Origin of the sequence: Amphibacillus sp. MSJ-3 (assembly GCF_018919165.1) — a bacterium.
GTDB lineage: Bacteria > Bacillota > Bacilli > Bacillales > Amphibacillaceae > Amphibacillus.
Genome location: NZ_JAHLQM010000009.1, coordinates 57,460 through 78,820, shown reverse-complemented (window position 1 = coordinate 78,820; position 21,361 = coordinate 57,460). Strand labels below are relative to the sequence as shown.

General features: G+C 32.8%; 17 protein-coding genes and 1 riboswitch. All 17 genes read right to left on the bottom strand.

The window, feature by feature from the left end; genetic code table 11:
• Nucleotides 1-908 precede the first annotated feature (908 nt).
• Nucleotides 909-1,919 carry an NAD-dependent epimerase gene (locus tag KQI76_RS04410; RefSeq protein ID WP_216399101.1) on the bottom strand — a complete coding sequence of 337 codons (1,011 nt, stop codon included), beginning with the start codon at nt 1,917-1,919 and terminating at the stop codon, nt 909-911.
• An 8-nt stretch (nt 1,920-1,927) separates the two neighbouring features.
• Nucleotides 1,928-2,851, bottom strand: coding sequence for an ATP-grasp fold amidoligase family protein (locus tag KQI76_RS04405; protein WP_216399100.1), 924 nt, complete (start codon nt 2,849-2,851; stop codon nt 1,928-1,930).
• Complete coding sequence (locus KQI76_RS04400; protein WP_216399099.1) at nt 2,848-4,107, bottom strand: lipopolysaccharide biosynthesis protein; 1,260 nt, start codon at nt 4,105-4,107, stop codon at nt 2,848-2,850. The genes KQI76_RS04405 and KQI76_RS04400 overlap by 4 nt, the downstream gene beginning before the upstream one ends.
• A 54-nt stretch (nt 4,108-4,161) precedes the next feature.
• Complete coding sequence (gene wzy, locus KQI76_RS04395; RefSeq protein WP_216399098.1) at nt 4,162-5,643, bottom strand: O-antigen polysaccharide polymerase Wzy; 1,482 nt, start codon at nt 5,641-5,643, stop codon at nt 4,162-4,164.
• Nucleotides 5,644-5,694: 51 nt separating this feature from the next.
• On the bottom strand, nt 5,695-6,771 hold the full coding sequence (locus KQI76_RS04390) for a glycosyltransferase family 4 protein (protein ID WP_216399097.1): 1,077 nt from the start codon (nt 6,769-6,771) through the stop codon (nt 5,695-5,697).
• A 133-nt stretch (nt 6,772-6,904) separates the two neighbouring features.
• Nucleotides 6,905-8,023: a glycosyltransferase gene (locus KQI76_RS04385; protein WP_216399096.1), complete on the bottom strand. Its 1,119-nt coding sequence runs from the start codon at nt 8,021-8,023 to the stop codon at nt 6,905-6,907.
• Nucleotides 8,024-8,041: 18 nt separating this feature from the next.
• Complete coding sequence (locus tag KQI76_RS04380) at nt 8,042-9,286, bottom strand: hypothetical protein (RefSeq protein ID WP_216399095.1); 1,245 nt, start codon at nt 9,284-9,286, stop codon at nt 8,042-8,044.
• Nucleotides 9,287-10,129, bottom strand: a complete 843-nt coding sequence (locus KQI76_RS04375) for a glycosyltransferase (protein WP_216399094.1) — start codon at nt 10,127-10,129, stop codon at nt 9,287-9,289. It lies immediately after the preceding gene.
• Nucleotides 10,126-10,983 carry an NAD-dependent epimerase/dehydratase family protein gene (locus KQI76_RS04370; RefSeq protein WP_216399093.1) on the bottom strand — a complete coding sequence of 286 codons (858 nt, stop codon included), beginning with the start codon at nt 10,981-10,983 and terminating at the stop codon, nt 10,126-10,128. The genes KQI76_RS04375 and KQI76_RS04370 overlap by 4 nt, the downstream gene beginning before the upstream one ends.
• A gap of 2 nt (nt 10,984-10,985) precedes the next feature.
• Nucleotides 10,986-11,615, bottom strand: a complete 630-nt coding sequence (locus KQI76_RS04365) for a sugar transferase (RefSeq protein WP_216399092.1) — start codon at nt 11,613-11,615, stop codon at nt 10,986-10,988.
• 50 nt (nt 11,616-11,665) lie between these two features.
• On the bottom strand, nt 11,666-13,492 hold the full coding sequence (locus KQI76_RS04360; RefSeq protein WP_216399091.1) for a polysaccharide biosynthesis protein: 1,827 nt from the start codon (nt 13,490-13,492) through the stop codon (nt 11,666-11,668).
• Nucleotides 13,493-13,563: 71 nt separating this feature from the next.
• Nucleotides 13,564-14,439, bottom strand: a complete 876-nt coding sequence (gene galU / locus KQI76_RS04355) for a UTP--glucose-1-phosphate uridylyltransferase GalU (RefSeq protein WP_216399090.1) — start codon at nt 14,437-14,439, stop codon at nt 13,564-13,566.
• A gap of 56 nt (nt 14,440-14,495) precedes the next feature.
• The gene (locus tag KQI76_RS04350) at nt 14,496-15,263 is read right to left on the bottom strand and encodes a tyrosine-protein phosphatase (RefSeq protein WP_216399089.1); all 768 of its coding nucleotides are present in this window, start codon (nt 15,261-15,263) and stop codon (nt 14,496-14,498) included.
• Between the two features lie 382 nt (nt 15,264-15,645).
• Nucleotides 15,646-16,218: an energy-coupled thiamine transporter ThiT gene (thiT, locus tag KQI76_RS04345; RefSeq protein WP_216399088.1), complete on the bottom strand. Its 573-nt coding sequence runs from the start codon at nt 16,216-16,218 to the stop codon at nt 15,646-15,648.
• A 317-nt stretch (nt 16,219-16,535) separates the two neighbouring features.
• A riboswitch (TPP riboswitch) is annotated at nt 16,536-16,644 on the bottom strand.
• A 233-nt stretch (nt 16,645-16,877) separates the two neighbouring features.
• Nucleotides 16,878-18,701: a purple acid phosphatase family protein gene (locus tag KQI76_RS04340; protein ID WP_253288800.1), complete on the bottom strand. Its 1,824-nt coding sequence runs from the start codon at nt 18,699-18,701 to the stop codon at nt 16,878-16,880.
• Between the two features lie 761 nt (nt 18,702-19,462).
• Nucleotides 19,463-20,152, bottom strand: a complete 690-nt coding sequence (locus tag KQI76_RS04335; RefSeq protein WP_216399087.1) for a CpsD/CapB family tyrosine-protein kinase — start codon at nt 20,150-20,152, stop codon at nt 19,463-19,465.
• A complete protein-coding gene (locus tag KQI76_RS04330) occupies nt 20,127-20,894 on the bottom strand; it encodes a YveK family protein (protein ID WP_216399086.1) in 768 nt (255 codons plus the stop codon). Before KQI76_RS04330 ends, KQI76_RS04335 begins: the two co-directional genes overlap by 26 nt.
• Between the last annotated feature and the right edge of the window lie 467 nt (nt 20,895-21,361).

Sequence of the window (21,361 nt, the reverse complement as noted above, 5' to 3'; positions counted from 1 at the left end):
CTGAAGTTATCCAACTAGGAGGTGACAGTTATCGATTAAAACATCGTCGCTCAATATTTAATGATAAAACTGTTCAAAATTAATGAGCGAAAAGTGTTCAATTTAACTTGACAGTTACAACTAATTGATTTTTTCTAATATATCTAAATCTAGGGCAATATTTAGGGCACATTTGAGTTAGCGTTTGTTGTACTTTGTAATTCCCCACAGTAAAGAGAGAGCTAGATATAGAGCTCCTATGTATGGTGATTTACGAAAGCAAAAAAGGGTCAGGTCATTTTTCGCAAAAAAAAAAGAGTCTACCTCCCCTGCTTCTCCAAGTAAAGACTGTGCTCTAATATTGATTTGTATAACTACTAGTTGCTTGATGGAGTGCTATATTTTCCCCCAAAAGAAGAAGAATGGGATGCAATTTTAATAGATGGTATAAAGGAGATGTGTGATTACAAACATCCAATTTATCCAGTTGTGCAATCTATTTGATCCACATGAGAAACGACTAATCTACCCATGACAAAAATGCCTTCTTCAGAAATAAAACTATCTTAACCAAAGCCTTAGTTATTTTCCCTTTACCACCGTGTCACTACTTTGTGACCGTTGGAAAGAGTTAGAGCCCTACCGACAGAACTCAGAGGCGATTGTCCTTAGTATGCTGCGGATGCGGACAGAGCTCTAAAGTCTGCTTTTTCACCAGCCCAAATCAAAACTACTAGCTACGGACACAAACAAGGTCAGTGCTGGCGGAAGGGTTACTATATACAACTGAAATATACTGGAACATTCTTGACAAAGTTTGATCATAATTATGTCTTAAATGTATCCAAAATGTAGCATAGGTGGATCGCGACATGTCCTTCCTCAGAAATTTAGATTACTTCTTCTTCATCATATTATCGATTACTTTATTAGTTCTTATGATAATATTCCATATACCAATCAACAAATTGCTTCAGTCCATCATCGATTGTTGTAGTTGGTTTAAATCCTGTTGTTTGTTGTAGGTCATCGATGTCAGCATAAGTAGCCTTAACATCACCAGCCTGCATTGGTAAAAATTCTTTCTTTGCTTCAATCCCTATGTGTTTCTCTAATGTTTCAATAAAATCCATAAGTTTTATCGGTTGATTATTACCGATATTGTAAATTTTATATGGTGCATAACTGGCACTCGGAATTGGGTTTTCCCGGTCAAATTCTGGATTTGCTTTTGGCGGATGATCTAATAAACGAACTATACCATCAACAATATCATCAATATAAGTAAAATCACGCATCATTTCACCATTATTAAATATTTTAATCGGCTCACCGGCTAAGATTTTCTTAGTGAATGAAAAATAAGCCATGTCTGGTCGTCCCATTGGCCCATAAACAGTAAAAAAGCGTAATCCTGTTGTTGGAATATCGTACAAATGGCTATATGCATGTGCCATTAGTTCATTTGATTTCTTAGTTGCCGCATATAAACTGACCGGATGATTAACCCCATCATTTGTTGAAAATGGCATCTTCGTATTTGCACCATAAACCGAACTTGAAGATGCATAGATTAAATGCTTAATCTTATGATGCCGACATCCTTCAAGTATATTTACAAAACCAACAAGGTTTGAATCAACATACGCATGTGGATTTTTAAGACTATAGCGAACACCCGCTTGTGCGGCAAGATTAATTACAACATCAACATTTTCCTTAGCAAAACAGTCTTCAACTGCTTGTCTATCAGCCAAATCTAGTTGGTAAAAAGTAAAATTCTCATTCTCTTTTAATATTTCCAGTCTATCTTTCTTTAATTGAACATCATAGTAATCATTTAGATTATCTAGACCAATAATTTTGTTACCTTCTTCTAAAAGTCTTTTTGATAGGCTCATGCCAATAAAACCTGCTGCACCTGTGATGAGGAAAATCATAATTTTTATTACCCCCTGTATCCATCATTAACAATTTTGGATAAATCTAAATACCGACCAAATATTTCATCATATTCTTCAGGTTCAAACTTTTTAGTACCACTAAAATGAAAGAAAGTAAACTCACCAAATATCACTTTCCCCTTATTGACGTAGAAATCAACACGAACATGTGGAAATCCCCTAGATAATTTTCTAGACAGTTCAATCATTTGATCAAAGTTTTCAGGTTTAGTGATATCATGTTTACTATTCAAATAAAATTGTGAGACAGGGATGTTATTCCAATCTAAATCATAAAAATCAAACTTAGTGTCATTCCCTCTATCACTTGCTACAAACATAAACTCAGGCTCTCCATCAAAACAAAAGAATTTATAATCTTTAAGCGTATTCCCACAATCATCTGATAAAAATTTCTCACAAATAATGCGTGGCTTTATATCTTTATAAATCCATTCACGATTTTGCAAGTAATAATTTGTTCTTAACCATCTTTTCATTTTTTTAAATTCTTTTTTCCAATTCATTTTTGACTTATCTTTACAAATAATATTATATCCCGAACCATGAGTACCTTTTAATACGAATTTATCGGGAAGTTTATCAATATCAATTTCATCTACAGATTCATATACCGCAATAAGTTCATTTAAGTAATCTTCTCCAATTCTCTCCTTTACTATTTCTCGAACTTCATATTTATCAGCACACTTTGTTGCTATTGGGTCATACCAATTAAGCTTTAGCCATTGAAGCTTATCATTATATTTAATTGGATTTTCTAAATCAACATTTCTCCCAAGATTTTTCTTAAATGAACGTTTGATCACTTGTTCATCAGACACTAACCATTTGTAATAGAATTGTTTTATACTATCATAAACTAAATATATAGTCTCATACTGTTTTAGCCTGTTTTTTATATTCATACTGTTCCATTCTCCTTAGTAAGTTTAAAAATCCTTTTTTCACAATAAAGCATAGATATGAAGAAAGTTATTATAATTGCTATAGTGGTAGCTATTGCCACTCCTATTAAACCCCAATAGTTTACTAATATAATATTTAAGCCGACATTAATAAGTGCTCGAACAATATTTATATACTGTAACAGTTTATATTTTCCATTTGTATTATAATACAACATATAAAAGACGGATAAATATCTAAATATACTTCCAATCATTAAAATATTAAAGATTAATATTGAATCAATATATTCAATGCCATAAAAAAAAGTAATTAAGGGTTTTGACAAGAATATTATTATTAAGTGTACAAATGTACTTAATCCAGATATTAGAAATCTTTCTCTATAAAAGAAAAACTTTATATTACTGCTTTCCTTATTTATGAAATATCTAGACACGGCCCCAGCATAATAACTACTAATCACAAACGACAAATTGGCTATTGAGTTAAAAAGCTTGAAAGCAGCATTGTATATTCCAACATCTTCTATATCCAGAAAATGATTAATAACCGCCGTATCACCAAAATTAATAAGATATAAGCCTGAAAATCCAAATAATTGCCACATAGAAAAATTAAATATCTCTTTAAACCAAGATTTATCAAATTCAAACTTCCCAATATCAGACTTATCTATCCCAATAATATAAAGGAGAACAGTAGAGTGACTAATAATATTCATTATAATTAATGTTTTAACATCAAATGAGAATAACAAAATCATGAGTAAATAAATAAATTTCGCAGTTACTGACAACATGCTTGACATCATTTGTTTCTTTATGGTAAGGAAATATTGCATTAAATAATCTTCAGCAACACTAACATAAAGCCAAATTAAAATTAACCAAGAAACATCCAAACCAATATAATTGTTAATTTGATTTCTAAATAAAATAAATATTAATGTAGTAAAAATCAAACTAATACCTATAATAATATTTCTTGCCCAAAATGTTTTATTTAATGACCCTGTTTTCTCCTTTTCTCTACTCCCATAATAAAGAATTGATGATGAGCTCCAGCTAAAACCAAACGTTGTTAATAAACCGACAAACATTAAAGCAACAGAAAATACACCATAATTACTCACTGTCAATTTCCTAATGATGAATATATTGGTGACAAAAGATAATATCAGTATAAGGATTTTTAGTAATGAGTATATAATAAAACCTTTTCTCTTTATGAAAATATTGTAAAGTTTGTTCAATTTTAAAACCCCTAGAATGTTAATCTGTAATAATTTACCATTTGTCTTTTATAACTAAGATTCAGTAGAATATACTGCCATACTTTTCGATCCACTTTTCCTTTTATTAAACAGCATCATGAATATTCCGTAATAGAGGAAGTATTGAACAGTCGTAAAAAGTATCTCACCTGCAATATACCTAAATACATTTCTAGATATGTTAACAGTAATAAGTGTCATAATTATTGAAAATATAATTTTTGTTATATCTGTTTCAAGTGATTTATTCTCAATATCTGTTATTACATATATTAAAACACCAAAGATAGCCATTAATGGTGGTAATAAATATGGTCCATGGTTAATCAATACCTCCGCAATAATAGAAAAACCAGCACCGTTACTTATTCCTAAATATTCTTGGGAAAACCAACTACCTACTGAAACATACTCTAAATCTAATATCTCTATTATCCTTGTAGTAGGAGCAGTTAATAGACCATTAATAAAGGAGTTTCCATAGGGGAATATATCCCACCCATCCATAACTAAAACTGTTGTCACACCCATTGATTGTCCAATTGAAAAAAAGGCATTTATTATCGGATTCGTTTCAACCGTAGTAATAGAATTAACAAGTTTCTCCACTGTTACTCCGCTATTTCTTAAAGCTACAAGCGCTGATGAAATATAGGATATAAATATTGCCATTATACTTATAAGAGTAAATTGTTTTAATCTTATTTTTTTATAATAATGATGATGACATATAATTAAAATACATAGCCCATATAACCATGATCCTCTATTACCAATAAGTATATTTAGAAAAATATTAATCCCAAATATAACATAGACAAATCTGACTACTTTCTTTTTATAATTACTTCCTAACAATAAACTTACCAATATTGGTATAAACAACCTTGAGATAATCTTAAATATTACGTGAGCACCCACCACTTCAGGGTTGTAATACAATGCGGTGTATCCATAAATTTGGGCATTCCTATAATCAATAAACAAACTATAAAATTCCGCAAAAATAACTACTGGTGCTATTATTTTTGCAAAGTTAAATAGCCTATTTTGCTCTAAACTTATACTACCTTTTTTATTTAAGTCATTATTGCTTTTCTTAAATATAGTTGCGCCAAAATGAATCATAATTCCAGAAATCAAAACCAATAATTGAGTTTTTATAATATCACTATTATCGGGTATTGCTAAATTATAATATAAGTTTGTACTTCCTATTTCTCCTTCAATATGGATTCCAAATGCCCATAAAAAACATTGACCAAAATTGAACAAAAAGAAGAAAGACATGAACATTGTATACAGAGTAATGTATTTTTTAGTTATACTTCTCCACGTGACAATAATGTAGCATAACTCAAATATGCCAATCCACGATAAGATAAAAACTAATTTTGAAGACGTTTCATGAAATTGTCCTTCAATATTAGGGTATAATAAATAGAAAATAGCTAGAGATGAAACTGTGATCAAAAGTATATATATTTTTTCTTTATTTACTATTCTATAACGCATATTCCCAACTCCATCATAATAGAACTAATTACGCTACAAGTAATATTAGATTTATAGTGTGCTTTCAATATATAATTCCCATCGACTATAAATTTTTTCGAAATTTAATTCATTAGCAATATTAGTACCTTTTTTACCAATCTCGTTTGCTAATTTTTGATTTGACAATATTGTATCTATTGATTGTTCAAGTTTATCAATATTATTTGTAGGTATTAATATTCCGTTTTCACCATTATTTATTAAGAATCTTGGTCCTCCAACTGGGCAATCTGTAGAAATACATGGTATACCTAAGGCCATCGCTTCCATTAATGCATTTGGCATCCCCTCATAATTTGAAGAAAGAACAAAAAGGGAGGCATCTACAATATTACTTTTTAAATCTTCTACATAGCCTAATAGAAATACTTTCTCAGATAAATCTAGCTCCTCTATAAGCTTTTGTAACTCATTTCTCATAGGGCCTTCGCCATAAATAATTAAGTTATAATCAGGGTGTTTTTTTACTATTTTATTAAAAGCCCTTATTAACATTGAAAAATTCTTTTGTTCTGTTAATCTTCCAACAGAAACAATATTCTTTTTTCTTTCCCCAATATGATAATATCCAATGAATTCTTTATTAATAGCGTTTGGAATAACAATTCCTGACTTACCTAAATTTTTGAAATAATACTCTTTCGAGTCTTGAGTTTGAAATACAAATCCATCAGCTTTGGAATATAGCTTTTTCATAATCCACTTTCTAACTTTTGATGTTTCATATCTTGTTTCTGGATCCGCTCTTTCTGATACTATAATAGGTACCTTAATCAACTTTCTATGTAATAACATTAGATTAATAGTTGCTGGGAGCATTACCAAATAGACATCTGTATCCGATTTCCTAATATATTGTTGAAATTTAATTAACCTTATAATGTTTCTTGTAATATAGCTATATTTCTCGCTACTCCTAATCAACGGAACCCTGTTTATGCTTTTATGCAATTCAGATACAGGTTTATCATTCGACATAGTTAAAATTGTTACCTTGTGTCTTTTTGATAAGAAATTACCTAAATTACATACTACTCTTTCTGCACCACCGCCAGATAAACCACCTATAAATATTGTAATATTCATAAATTATACTTCCTTACTGTATTAATAAACACATACTCGGCATAACTTAAAAAATTTAATAAGAGCTGAATGTGTTGGCTTTAAAAAGTCATAACTAAGTATCTTTTTTTTCAATACAATTTAAACTGTCATGTTATTTGTAAATTATATTCTTGTAAATCTCTTCATATTTTTTACTCATAACATTATTACTAAAATTCTCCTTGATAAAGTCTGCCATTTTATAATTAATAAAATTGTTGTTATTACAAATTTCGTTCCTTATTAACATGATTAGCTCATCTTTGTATTCTAGATTAAAGAATTGTACAAGAGATGAATCTTTTTCAAATACCTCTCTATGTTGCGGTATATCTGATAAAATCATTTTTATACCACACCTACCTGCTTCTAGTACTGAATTAGGTAATCCCTCAGATTTTGAAGCCGAAACATAGACATCTGAAGCTTGAAGGTACTCACTCACATTACTTACATTTCCTTTTAAAATAATACTTGTATCCGCTATATCCCTACACTGATCCATTAATTCCCCATCCCCTAGTAAAATAAGAATTGATTTTTTTTCTGTATTTGCCTTTTTAAAGGCATTAATGATGCCTAAGGGGTCTTTTCTATCAATTAAACTACCTAGTACAATAAATATTCTTTTATTTTCAGGTAACTTTAAAGATTTTCGTAATTTCTTCTTATCTTCAATATCTTTTAACGGATAGAATTTCCTAGTATCCACACCGTTTTGTACGACCAATAGATCTCGTGATACTAAATTTGAATACATTACTTTTAACGATTTGGAACAACAAATAACAAAATCAGCATTTTCCATAGCAATAATATTACTTCTAGCCATAAACTCTCCAACAAAACTCCCATACTTAGCAACATAATCATCATGAGCAAAGTTTCTGACTGTCATACAATGCTTGGAATTAGTTTTTAGAATTGAAACTGCTTTATCTGCCCTTATACCCGTTGTATGAACAATATCAGGATTATAATTGTTAATATATTTCCTTAACAATCTCTTACCTCTTAACATGAATTCTAGTCTAGATAAATTCAATGAGTCTACTCTAACCTCTGCTCGATCAAAGTCTTTTCTCCGATTATTTTTGGGGTCAGGGGATAATGTTAAAACTTTAATTTCAAATTTCATCTTATCTAAATTACTTATCTTCCCCAACAATTGGTTAGTAGGTCCACTATTTCTTAGTGTTGAAACGACATATAATATTTTAATTTTGTTCATTATGAAACCTCGCCAAATTTATTTATTAATATTAAGTTGATAAAGTCCCCTTTTCCCTTCAAACACAGAATCAATACATATTTTATCTCCTGCTCTATTCCATCTTGGATGTAAGTCACATCTCACATCATTATCATACTTAAATGGTGCAAATACTTTTGCGATAGTTTTAATATTGTTTTTTTCATTAACTAAATATACACTTGCAATTCTAGAACGATTAGGATAACTATCTGTAACTATTTTTTTCCGATTGGGTGAAAAACTTGGATGTCCGTCCATTATTAATTCAGTCATTACATGTTCATATTTATGTGTTTGATCTCTCATTAAAAAATATCCGTTTCCAACTTTCTTTTTTCTTGCATAAGCTATTAATTCACGATCATTTTTCCAAGAACAATGTGAGGTCATATTATCATCGCTTAAATTATACATTTTACTACCATCAATATTGACAGTAACTAATCTTGTGAATTTTTGTGTGCCATTAATCCACCGATGTAGGATCATAAATCGATCATTCAATGGATTTAACATAATATGATTAACTTTATGAACTGCACCGTTCATATCATTTCTAGGTTCAAAAGTAGCAAAGTCTGTATACTTCAATATTGGTTTAGATTTATTTGTTTCAAGATTTATATACCAAACACAAGGTTTATCAGGACATTTTTCATCAGCAGTATCTTCTTTTAAATTTGAGTATCCATATCCTTTCCTCAATCTATGTAATCGTGAAAAATCTAAAGTAAGAGCAAACTTCCCATTGTTAGCTACGCTATAAATTGGTAGTTCAAGTACTCTCTCTTCTTTAGTTTTGATATTTAAAATAACGGAACAATACTTGCCCTGTCTAAAATCATTAAATATTATATTCTCTGAATGATCTGGCCCTAACCACTGTAGCATACAGCCCTGTTGAACATTCCACGTTCTTGTTATTCCAATAACTTCAGTAGAATTATTGTTATAGGTATCAATTAAAATAATCTCCGCTTGTTCTCTCGGGGCAACTGACTTTGTCGTATTTTTCGCTCTTAAGCACAACATATATCTATCAGTAGAGTCCCATGGTGATTTATCATAGTACCCAAAGAAATATTCATAGTCATCATTTGGAGTGATTCTTTGAATATTACCTTCTGATTTTTTTTTAGGTGATATTATATACATTAAGATTTGATAAATTCTTTTAATTAGCTTTTTTAAGAATGGTAGATTAGTTAATATCTTATTTATTCTTTGTTCAAAGTTCATTTAGATACCTTCCTTACTATCTTGTCTAAGGAATTTACTTGAAATCCATTTTAGTACCCAAGATGGAGAAATAAAAATAATCAATTGACTTGCAGTCACAATTAATAAATCAAATAAACTAGAGTGTCCTCTTCTCCAAAAGGTATATATCATATAAATATAACTACTGCACTTTTCCCAGCTTTTTCTCCTTTTTATATTATTATTATTTGCTCTAAATAATAATAATGATTCATCGATATTTTTTCCTTTACAACCGTTATCAAGCATTCTAACAAATAGATCCAAATCTTGATTACGTCTAAAATTACCATAACCCCCATGTTTTAAAACACTTGATTTCTTAAACATTACGGTAGGATGATTGAAAGGATTTCTCCTTCTGGAGAATTTAACTATATCCTTATGATCTGTAGGGACAATCCTTGAAGAAATAACTTCTTCAGGTATTTCATGAAATTCATCAATGTTTGAACCTAAAATATCAAGACTCTCATCTTTTAAAAACTCATTCACCTGTATCTCACATCTATGCTTTAAAGAAATATCATCAGTATCCATTCTACAAACCAGTTCATTTCTACATTTTATAAGCCCTTCATTCAAGGCGTTTCCTAAACCCACATTTTCCTTCAATGGAATAATTGTAATTATTCGAGGATAGTTGATTTTATAATACTGAATGATTTCTTCTAATTCTTTAGTTAGCGGTCCATCTTTTACAATAGCAATTTCCTCAGGTAATAGCGTTTGGTTAATCATACTCTCCATACTAGCTTTGAAATAATTTGGGTTCTCTTTACTGTAAACAGACATTAATACACTATAATTATTATTAATCATTCTATTTTTCCACTACTTTCAGTTTTTACTATAGAGTCGATTAAGTTAAATAATTGATATTTATCCGTAATTGTAGAACTATTCATTTCATAAACCAAATCCCCAAATACCTTTTTTACTATACTAAGTCTTATTATTTTTAATAATGGATTAAATACTTTTGTCATTTTGATTTTCTTTCCATGTGTTTTAGCGATTAAACCCACCATATCACTGGTGTTCACATATTCAGCATTCTGTGGAAAAAATAATCCTTCACTGCAGTTATCGATTATTTGCTTAATAAAGTTCGATAAGTTGTCTATATAAATCATACTTCTTTTATTATTAACCTTTGGAAATATCGGTGTCTTTAGGGCTAAATTTGCTAATCTTGGATAGTTTCCTTTGCAGTCCTTTCCATAAACCATTGGCGGTCTTAAAATTGTAACAATGAATAACTCATCTACTAGACTATTAATTAACTTTTCTGCCTCAAGTTTTGACTTTCCATAGGCACTATTAGGTTTTGTTGGTGTATTTTCATTTATCGTACCTGTTTCAAGACCATAGACGCTCATTGAGCTTAGAAAAATAAACTGTTTCACACCATCACTTTTTGCCTTCTGTGCAGTTTCATAAGCTAGGTCTCTATTAACCTTGTAATATAAGTCTCTGTTTGCTTTTGTTTCTTTCACATGCGCTATCCCAGCCACATGAAAGACCACATCATAAGTTGAAAAGTCTTTTTCTTTCCAACTTTCATCGCGCATATTAATTGTATCGACTTGATAGTTCTTGGGTTCTTTCATAAGCCATTTTTCAAGAGAGCTGCCTATGTAACTATTCTGACCGGTTATCAAAATACGTTTCATATTTAGATAGTCTCCCTTGCTTTTTCTTTATTGCTACTAGTCGCCCCTGTACCACCTTCGACCACGCCGTCACTTTTAAAAATGCTGATGATGGTGCCAAAGAAGCATTTAGCGTCCATGGCAAAGCCGATTCTTTGAACGTAGTCACCGTCAAGTTTTGCTTTGACTTCGATCGGGAGTTCATCTCTACCGTTGATCTGTGCCCAGCCGGTCAGTCCAACTGGTACGTCATTCGCATGATATTTATCCCGTTCTTCAATCAAATCGGATTGATTCCATAGTGCTGGGCGTGGGCCAATGATGCTCATGTCTCCCTTTAAGATGTTGATGATCTGCGGGAGTTCATCTAAACTTGTTTTTCTTAAGAATCTTCCTACTTTAGTGATCCATTGATCTGGATTTTTTAATAAGTGAGTTGGCGTGTCTTTGGGTGTATCAATTCGCATCGTTCTAAATTTTAAAATATGAAAATAACGCTTGTGGATACCTATGCGTTTCTGTTTAAAAAGCACAGGCCCTTTTGAGTCAATCTTTATCGCTATAATTAAAAGTAAAAATAGAGGAGATAAGATTAGTAATCCGAATAAAGATAAAATTATGTCAATGATTCTTTTAATTGTCATATAAGTCATGATGACTTACTCCTCCCGTCTGAAAAATATATGATTGCATGATGTAACGATTATGAAATACTAGATTCTACTTCTTGATTTGAATAAACGATGCGCATTAGCTCTTCTTTCGTTTGTTTATTGCTATATTGTTCAAATTGATTGATTAACTGAAGGATTTGAGTTAGATCAACTGGATTTGTTCGACCAATATATATTTTTTCATAAACTTCTTCTGAATGGATTTCATTTTCATTTAGTAACTCTTCATACATTTTCTCGCCAGGTCTGATCCCTGTATATTTGATTTCAATTTCATCCGTTGAGTAGCCTGATAGTTTGATAAGATTCTTAGCTAGGTCGACGATTTTCACAGGTTCACCCATATCAAGAACGAACACTTCGCCACCTTTAGCTAGCGTTCCTGCTTGAATAACTAGTCTTGACGCTTCTGGAATCGTCATAAAATATCTAGTCATATTTGGATGGGTAACTGTCACTGGACCTCCATTGGCAATTTGTCTTTTAAACAATGGAATAACAGAACCACGGCTACCAAGTACATTACCAAATCTAACAGCAGCAAATTTCGTATTGCTTGTTGTTGATAAATTCTGAATGATCATTTCTGCAACACGTTTTGTTGCACCCATCACATTTGTTGGGTTAACTGCCTTATCCGTAGAAATAAGGACAAAGGTTTGAACATTAAATGTATCAGCTGCTTCAGCAACATTTTTCGTCCCAATTATGTTGTTCTTTATCGCTTCATGTGGATTAAATTCCATTAGGGGAACGTGTTTATGGGCAGCTGCGTGATAAATAATATTTGGCCTGTATTGATTGACTATTTTGAAAATTCGGTCTCGGTCTTGGACATCACCGATGATCGGAATAATTTCCGTATCACTCTTATCGAACGTTTCTTTCAACTCCATATCAATATTATAAATACTAAATTCTCCATGCCCAAATAGAAGAATTCTCTTTGGACTAAAACGCATCAGTTGGCGACATATTTCTGAACCAATTGAACCACCTGCACCAGTTACCATTACAGTGTTTCCAGTTACATATGCTGAGATTTTATCAATATCTAGTTCTACTGGTGATCGGCCCAGAACATCTTCAACATCAACATTGCGTAAGGCTTGAACAGATACCGTCCCTGTGGCAAGGTCCTCAATCTTCGGTAGAATTTGAACTTTCGTATCTGTTTCATTGCAACGCGTGATGATATCCGTCAATTCTCCATTTCGAAGTGAAGGAATGGCAATGACAATGTGTTCAATCGCTTGCCCTGCGACGATCTCTGCAATATCATTTGTCGTTCCCAACACAGGGAGGTTAAAGATTTGCATTTTCTGTTTGTTCATATCATCATCGACAAAGGCAACAGGCTTTAGGTCTGAATCTGATTGTCCGCTAGTTAACTGTCTGACAATCATAGCACCAGCCGAACCAGCCCCAACAATAAGAGTCCGTTTTTGATTTGGGTTCGGATTAATATAATGATCTCGAAAAACACGCCAAATAAAGCGTGACCCGCCCATTAAGGTAACATATAGGAGCCAAGTAACAACAAGAGCTCGGCGATAAATTGTATAATCATTGATAAAGTATTGAATTATTGCAGTTGAAAGAATTGAGAGGGTTACAGCATAAACAATGGCCTGCAACTCCTTAATACTCGCATAAGCCCACACCTTGTTGTATAGCTGAAAAAATCTTGCGTATAAATAATGAAAGAATAATAATGAAATAGAACTAATGATAACTGTCTGAGTTGACCAAGTCTCACTTAAAGGATAGACAACCCATGAAGCGATAAAAATAGCTGATAAAATAATGAATGAATCCAATAGTATAAGTAAAATTAGCCGTTTTTTATAAGGCATTAGAATGACTCCCTTTATAAGTCATATTTTTTTTAGGGTTGGCGAGCCAACCCTTTTTTTGTACTATTTATTTAAAACTGATTGACTAAATCAATCAGCATTTTTTTCACATCTGGACCAATTTCTTTATTTTGTAAAGCAAATTCAATCGTTGTTTGAACAAAGCCAAGTTGTTCTCCGACATCATAGCGATGACCTTCAAAGTCATAAGCATAAACCTTTTGGATCTCATTTAACATTTGAATAGCATCTGTTAACTGAATCTCCCCCCCTGCACCAATTTTGTGTTGATCTAGAAATCTAAAAATCTCAGGTGTAAAAACATAACGACCCATGATCGCTAAGTTTGAAGGTGCTGTCCCAAGAGGTGGTTTCTCAACAAAATGATCGACTTGATAAAGTCTTCCATTGAGCTTTTCACCAGGATCCACTATTCCATATCTTTCAGTGTATTGTTCAGGTACTTGTTGAACACCGATAATGGACGATTCCTTTTCCTCATACATATTGATCAATTGTTTCAAACATGGGACATCACTTTGAACAATATCATCACCTAAAAGAACAGCAAATGGTTCATCACCAATGAATTTGCGGGCACACCAAACTGCGTGTCCAAGTCCTTTTGGTTCTTTTTGGCGAATATAGTGAATATCCGCTAGATTATTCGATTGTTCCACCTTATGTAGTAAATCAAGTTTATTCTTTTCTTTTAAATTATGTTCAAGTTCTGGTGCAAAATCAAAATGGTCTTCAATCGCACGCTTTCCTTTACCTGTAACAATGATGATGTCTTCAATACCCGAAGCAACAGCTTCTTCAACAATATATTGAATCGTTGGTTTATCAACAATTGGCAGCATTTCTTTAGGCATAGCTTTAGTCACGGGTAAAAAACGCGTCCCTAAACCTGCTGCTGGAATAATTGCCTTTTTTACTTTTACCATAAAATGATTAGCTCCTTTTCCCTCTTACTATTTAATTTGTCTTAAGATTAAAAATATTAAAAAATTCTAAAAAATTTTCTTCGTTTAATGCGTTGGGGTTCACTAACATAAATCGTTTGATCATCAACTAGCAATTGGGCATTCTCCATTAACAAATAGAAGATTTCTTGCCCATATAGACGTCTTATTTCTTGGCTTGCTTCAAGCATCTGAAAATCCCTTGATTTCGTATGGTGGGCATCAGAAGCAATGAAATGCGTGAGATTATTCTCAATAAGCTCCTGGGTGAATCTCTTAGTCTTGAACCCAAATTTTCCAACTAAACTAGCACCCGTTATTTGTGTTAAGGCACCATTTCTAACAAATTCATATAATCGTGCTGGTTGTTCGAGTAGAACTTTATTTCTTTCTGGATGAACGATGATTGGAATTAAATCCTTCATCTGAATTTCAAATAATAATTGTTCAGTGTAATGTGGGATATGATTTGTTGGTAATTCAATAAATAGGTAACGACTTGTTTCATTAAGCATTAAAATGTCATCTTTTTCAATGCCTTCAATAAGTTCACCATGAATTCGAATTTCTTGTCCTGGTAATATTGTCAGTGGGATATCTTCTTGTTGAATTCGATCATTTAATATGAACAGGTCTGCAAGAACCGATTGTTTCGGATTATTGTATTTTCCATTCTTATGATGAGGTGTTGCGATTATTGTATGGATACCTTGTGAAACGGCAGCTTTTGCCATGGCAATACTCTCCTGCATATGTCTTGCTCCATCGTCAATATTAGGTAAAATATGACAATGTATGTCAATCATATCGGAACACCCTCCTTTTGACTCATATTTCAACATTATTAGTATACCAGTTAATTTATATGATTGAAACCATTATTATGATGTTTTACCAATTCCCTTTCCTGATCAAATTGTTTTTTTTATCTCGATGGTTGAGATATTTATTGGTAAAAGTAGAGTAAATATAACTAGTCTAATTGTAATTAAACTGATATTGTAAGCGCAATCAATAGTAAAATAGCTTATCGATTAGTTTGGTGATTGATTTTCAGCGATAAACAATCCATAAATTATTCACGTTTTCAACATTGATCTTTAAATTGTCGTAACTGAAAAACATAAAAAATCCGTTCATGACCTATTGAACGGATTTCCAATCTAATGTGAGCGGGTTTTTACTAGTTTATTTACTTGTTACGATCAGAGATGGACGTTTATTAAATAAGAAACTCACTACCAGAACATTAATAAAAAATGAAGGAATCAAATATGAACTGTTGTAGACGAGTGAGTAAAGCCAAATGTTCATTCCATCAATCAAGGATTCAAAGAAAACGACTCCAGCAATAAAATGAGCAATAAATCGAAGCGTAATTCCTAACAGGACACCTAATGTTACCATTCCGACAAAACGCTTTGTGTTTTCTTGTTTTAATGCATTTTGAGCCGCAGGTGCAAAAAGGCCAGCAATACCAAGTACAGTAAATGCAACTGGATAGTCAAGAATTCCTTGAATCGGATGGGCAATCCAAGCTGTTCCACTTGCAATTTGAAGAATACCCAAAAGAAAACCTGACAATAATCCGCCTTTTAGTCCCCAGCGATAAGCTACGATGAAGATTGGGATCATTGCAAAAGATATTGACCCACCTTGTGGCCAGATTTTAAATGATAAAAACGGTGTGATATCTAAAATAAGAGCAAGTGCGGTAAAAATGGCCACTTCAATTAAGAATAGTGTACGTTTTGATTGCATGAAAAATTCCCCCTTGTAATTTTCCTTCAAAAAGAAAAATGCTCAGATAAGTAACCTATATCTATCCAATCTATAGAGCAAACCTCACTCAATAAGAGTTTCTCCTTATCTATTGAGTAAGAGATGAATTCCCCTTTATCATTCGCTGGTTTTACTTAAATTGTTGAAGTCACAACCTTACAATCAGTTAAGCTAGGATAAAGGAATCTAATCTTTTTGAATGGCTATTTATAAAAATAAGCGACAAAAAAAGCAATGCCAAGGGGATGCTTCCTGATGGAGGACCCGCTCACATTGCTTTTGTTTCGCTATAAGACCATCAAAAAAGCCACCATCCCTACGCTAGTACTAACTAACAGGTTCATGGGGTCAGAACAATTTGTGTTCTTTCTCAGCCGACTCAACTCAGCTCCCCCTGTAGGCTTAAATTATATGCTTTTTTCATTATTTGTCATTATAAGCGATTAGAGGAAAAGATGCAAGTTTGACAGACTGACTCATTTGTTATAACTCTACATCAATTTGATTAAATTAAATATAAAAAGCCAAAATCAGTTTCGAAAATCCCCCACAACTATAGAATGATATAGCTTGACAATATTACAAAAAACCCCTGACAATAATCAGGGGTCTATCTGTTTTACTCATACTTCATACATTTACTCTTTAACAATACCGAATTCATGCACTTTCTCGACTATACGATCCTCACCCTCAAGTAGTTCACCAGTCACTTGGTAAATTTCTACCTTAAGTTCGTCTCCATCTACATGATAAATGGCAAAGTTTTGTACTGCCGAATCACGGTGATTAGAATGTGACTCTTCAAAAGCCTCATCCTTTTGTGGTTGTTCACCGAAAGCAAAGAGGTTATTGTAATAATCAACATCTTCTTGTGTCAACCAATCTAATTTAGGTCTCACTTTGTGAATATAGTCTAAAGAATGACTAAAAATATCATTATATGCTTTTGTACCGCCTGTATTCGGTAAAACAAACACAGTTCCTTCAGGGTTCTTATAATATTCTACATCATCTTCGCCCACAACAACTTCCGCTTGATCAATCACAGCATTAGAAAAATTTTCTTCGGTAGATACAAAGCTTAGTGCCTTCGTTCTAGAAATAACATGATCGTGTCCTTGTAAAGCTAAATCAACATCTAATTCATCAATCATTTGCATAAATTCTTCTCTTACTTTTTGAACATCCTCATCTTGCAAGGAGTGATAGGATTTAGAAAATAGCGGTTTGTGGTAAGATAAAATAATCCATTTTGCACCATTCTCACGCGCTTGTTTAATATCTTCTTCAATCCAAGCTAGTTGCTCATCTCCCATAGCTTTTCCCTCAGGATTGTCTTCTGACACTTTATTATCATTCGTATTAGCAACTACAAAATGGACACCATTATAATCAAAAGAGTAGTATGAACCGCCACTCGTATTATCATTTGTTACAGGTACATTGATATGCTCATTAAATTTCTCTTCAACTAAAGAGTCCGCGTATAAAGTATATTCATCATGGTTCCCTGGTGCTACAACTAGAGGTTGTTTTAACCAGGATTCCTCAGATTGTGAATAAATATCCACCCATTCATCCTCCACTTCCGCAATTTCGACTAAATCACCCGTATGTAATACAAATTTCACATCTTCAGTCATATCGAGTGCTTGTTTAATCGTATCCGCACCGAAGGATGCTTCGTTTCGCACATGTTCATTCCAAAAAGCATTTTGTGTATCAGTGTAATGAATGAAAGTAAATTCATCCCCTGATTCGCCAGCTGTTTCAAATGTGCCCACTTTACTTTTCTCTCCAGATTCACTTCCAACCTGGTAATAATATTTCGTATCTGGCTCTAAATCAGTTGCTAGCGCTTTATATGAGTATTCTGTCACATCGATCAGTTCAAGGTAACCAACTTCAGAACCATTTGTCCAATCAGAACCTTCTTTCCCTTCATCCGTATAAAATCCGTTGATCATTAGGTCCCCATTTTCATCTTTAATTGGATTTTCCTCATCGTCCATTTCTACATCAGCAAAGATAAAATAGCCCTCATCTGTTCTTTCAGCATATCGATTAGTCACCTCTGTAGCTTCTGCATCAAAAATGCTTGCATCACTTAAATCTTCAGATGTACTAATCCAAACTTTTGCATCATCAAATAATTCTGTCGTATACCAGTTAAACGCCATTTGTGTTTGTGTATCTCCATTGAATGTTGTAATCATACGGTTTGGCTCATTATTTTCTTTAATTTCAGTAACTTCTGGCTTATCAGCCAAAAGTTTGCCCTCTTCTTCTTCAACTTCAGATTCTTCAGCCTCTGTTCCTGAAGGGGGTTCTTCCAACACCGAATCCTCTTCATCTAGTGACTCACCTGATGTATTTTGCTGACAACCGAGTAAAGTAAAGGCAAATAATAAAATCAGAATCATACGCATTAAACAATACCTTTTGTGTACTTTTCCCATTTTTTCTTCTCCTTACCTTATTTTTTAAAAGCTCTGATCATTCTTCATGAGAGATTTGCCTACTCTCAAAACCAAGTATATTAGACGAATGCTAAGCCAGTATGAACAGAATGTAAAGATTATGTAAGTTTATATAGTGGGTAAAATGAGAGAAGAAAATTTTGGGGTTCAAGGCTAAGGTCTCGTAGTTAAGATGAGAAAGACTAAAGCAAAATAAAACCAATGGGTCACTAGCTCACAAATTTTATTTTCTATTTTTCAATCCCTAGTTTTGCACTTATTATTTACCTTAGAAGCTTTAACCCCTTAGGGCTCAATGAATAAAATCTTTTCGTTATTTTATAAAGTAAATTTGTGAGTAATAGATAACTAAAGGTCATCATTTTCACGTAAAAAGGAAGCTACCTTAAATACAGGATGATCAATGAGTTAAGACTGCTTTTATCTTAATTAAAGTGCAAAACTCAGCTGATATGCGATTAGAGGGAAAAGTTGCAAGTTTGACAAGCTAGCTGATTTATCAGAACACAATAGCAAAAATATTTTTTTAAAGAAGCGTCTGTCTATTAAAAAATACTTCATCCAATAAAGAGCATCCTCATTTAGCAGGATTATTCTTCATCGCCTATGTAAACATCCATTAACAATCACGGATTTCATTTCCAAACTTAACATCCAATCATTTTTCTTAATAAATATATTAAAATCTTACGGTCAGTTAATCTTGGGTAAAATAAAAACTTGCGCAAGAGAGCACAAGTTTATTGTCCGTAATAATAATATTGGTCTTTCTTTGATTCAACATCGTTCAAGACAACACCTAATAGTTTAGCATTCACAGACTCAAGATGATCCTTTGCTTTTAATGCGGCGTCTTGATCGGTTTGCTTACTGCGAACGACGAGTAAGGTGCCATCAACATCATTAGCGAGAATTTGTGCGTCTGTTACTGCGAGTACTGGCGGTGAATCAAATATAACAAGGTCATAAATGTTCTTGGCTTTCTCAATCAGTTGTCGCATTTTCTTTGAACCTAATAATTCGGATGGATTCGGTGGAATCGGTCCAGATGATAAAAGATCTAAATTTGTAATATCAGATTGCTGTAAGGCTTCTTCTAAGGCATCTTCCCCAACGAGTACACTGCTTAATCCCCGACGATTATCTACTTTAAAAGTATAATGAACGGTTGGTTTTCGCATATCCGCATCAATGAGTAAGACACGTTTACCTTGTTGAGCAAAGACAATTGCTAGATTAGCTATAATTGATGATTTCCCTTCAGATGGCCCTGGCGATGTGACGAGTATCGTTTCTAGTTTTTCATCAATCGAGGCAAATTGTAAATTGGTCCGGATCGTCCGAAACTGTTCGGAAATTGGAGAACGTGGATTTAACTTGGTAATCAACTGTCTGGTTGATTGATTAACTGGTCTTTTTCGCTTGATCATCGTACCTTGCCCCTCCTCTATTTATTCGTACCATTGATGGATTTTGGGTGTTCAATAAATCCTTTTCACTAATTTTCGAAACAATACCAATCACTGGTATGCCTAATGTATGGTCAATATCCGCTTCTGTTTTTATGCTTGTATCTATGAATTCTAATAAGAAGGCAAGTCCGATACCAACCATTGCACCAAGAACAAATGCGATTGCGACATTTAATAGCGTGTTAGGGCTGACTGGTGTTGGATCATCCGGTAATTCAGCAGCATTTAAAATATTAACATTATCTTTATTCATTAATTCACCAATTTGATTTTTAAAAACATTGACGGTTGTGTTGGCAATCTCTACTGCCATTTCTGGATCAGAATCCGTGGCCGATACAGTGACAACCTGTGAATTATTTTCATTGGAAACTGATAGCTTTTCACTTAGAGTTCCTGATGTCATCGCTAAATTAAGCTCATCAATGACTTCATCTAAAACACGGTTACTTTTGATAATTACGCTATAAGTATTAATAAGTTCTATATTCGTGCGAATGTCATTTAATTCAGCTGTTGAATCGACTTGGCTTTGATTCTGATTTACTAAAAACTGTGAATCAGCCTGGTAAGTAGGTGTGATAAAAAATAAGGTAAACAGCCCACTAATAAGAGCCGCTCCAAATGTAAGACCCAAAATCAAACCTAATCGCTTTCTAATAATTTGAGCAATCTCTGTAATCGTGATCGTTTCATCCATAATATGTTGTCCTCCAATAGTTATGTGGAACTATTTCAGTAAAAATCAATAGTTCATTATATTGAAAATATTATAGCACAGCCTTTTGTCGAACTGTGTAGTAAAATGGGAGATAATCTCGCGAACGCATTATGTTGCGATAAAAGACTTATGTTCTTGTTTGGAACAAACTATGTTCTTTATCTGTTCGTCTAGTTGGCTTTCTCCCCCTCTCTTGTTATCATTAAGTAAGTCCTATTTACTTATATCGGATACCTCAAAGCAATAATTGACCCATTTTACAAAAAAGCTGGTCACAAACTTGTTCTAATTTACTCTACTATCATATAGTAACATTGTATTGAATACAAAGCACTCTAAAATCTTTTATTTTTTCTAAATATTTAAATTTTTCACGAATTCCCTTTAAATTTACCGCCTACTCTTATACACTTATACCCTAAGAGAAACTTTTTTATAAAGGAGAT

What these genes read in the sequence shown, in the direction of transcription:
- wzy (WP_216399098.1), bottom strand. Translation starts at nt 5,643, where the DNA reads ATGCGTTATAGAATAGTAAATAAAGAAAAAATATATATACTTTTGATC.
- KQI76_RS04340 (WP_253288800.1), bottom strand. Translation starts at nt 18,701, where the DNA reads ATGGGAAAAGTACACAAAAGGTATTGTTTAATGCGTATGATTCTGATT.
- KQI76_RS04330 (WP_216399086.1), bottom strand. Translation starts at nt 20,894, where the DNA reads ATGGATGAAACGATCACGATTACAGAGATTGCTCAAATTATTAGAAAG.
- KQI76_RS04405 (WP_216399100.1), bottom strand. Translation starts at nt 2,851, where the DNA reads ATGAATATAAAAAACAGGCTAAAACAGTATGAGACTATATATTTAGTT.
- KQI76_RS04350 (WP_216399089.1), bottom strand. Translation starts at nt 15,263, where the DNA reads ATGATTGACATACATTGTCATATTTTACCTAATATTGACGATGGAGCA.
- galU (WP_216399090.1), bottom strand. Translation starts at nt 14,439, where the DNA reads ATGGTAAAAGTAAAAAAGGCAATTATTCCAGCAGCAGGTTTAGGGACG.
- KQI76_RS04375 (WP_216399094.1), bottom strand. Translation starts at nt 10,129, where the DNA reads ATGATTAATAATAATTATAGTGTATTAATGTCTGTTTACAGTAAAGAG.
- KQI76_RS04380 (WP_216399095.1), bottom strand. Translation starts at nt 9,286, where the DNA reads ATGAACTTTGAACAAAGAATAAATAAGATATTAACTAATCTACCATTC.
- KQI76_RS04385 (WP_216399096.1), bottom strand. Translation starts at nt 8,023, where the DNA reads ATGAACAAAATTAAAATATTATATGTCGTTTCAACACTAAGAAATAGT.
- KQI76_RS04365 (WP_216399092.1), bottom strand. Translation starts at nt 11,615, where the DNA reads ATGACTTATATGACAATTAAAAGAATCATTGACATAATTTTATCTTTA.
- KQI76_RS04370 (WP_216399093.1), bottom strand. Translation starts at nt 10,983, where the DNA reads ATGAAACGTATTTTGATAACCGGTCAGAATAGTTACATAGGCAGCTCT.
- thiT (WP_216399088.1), bottom strand. Translation starts at nt 16,218, where the DNA reads ATGCAATCAAAACGTACACTATTCTTAATTGAAGTGGCCATTTTTACC.
- KQI76_RS04335 (WP_216399087.1), bottom strand. Translation starts at nt 20,152, where the DNA reads ATGATCAAGCGAAAAAGACCAGTTAATCAATCAACCAGACAGTTGATT.
- KQI76_RS04390 (WP_216399097.1), bottom strand. Translation starts at nt 6,771, where the DNA reads ATGAATATTACAATATTTATAGGTGGTTTATCTGGCGGTGGTGCAGAA.
- KQI76_RS04410 (WP_216399101.1), bottom strand. Translation starts at nt 1,919, where the DNA reads ATGATTTTCCTCATCACAGGTGCAGCAGGTTTTATTGGCATGAGCCTA.
- KQI76_RS04360 (WP_216399091.1), bottom strand. Translation starts at nt 13,492, where the DNA reads ATGCCTTATAAAAAACGGCTAATTTTACTTATACTATTGGATTCATTC.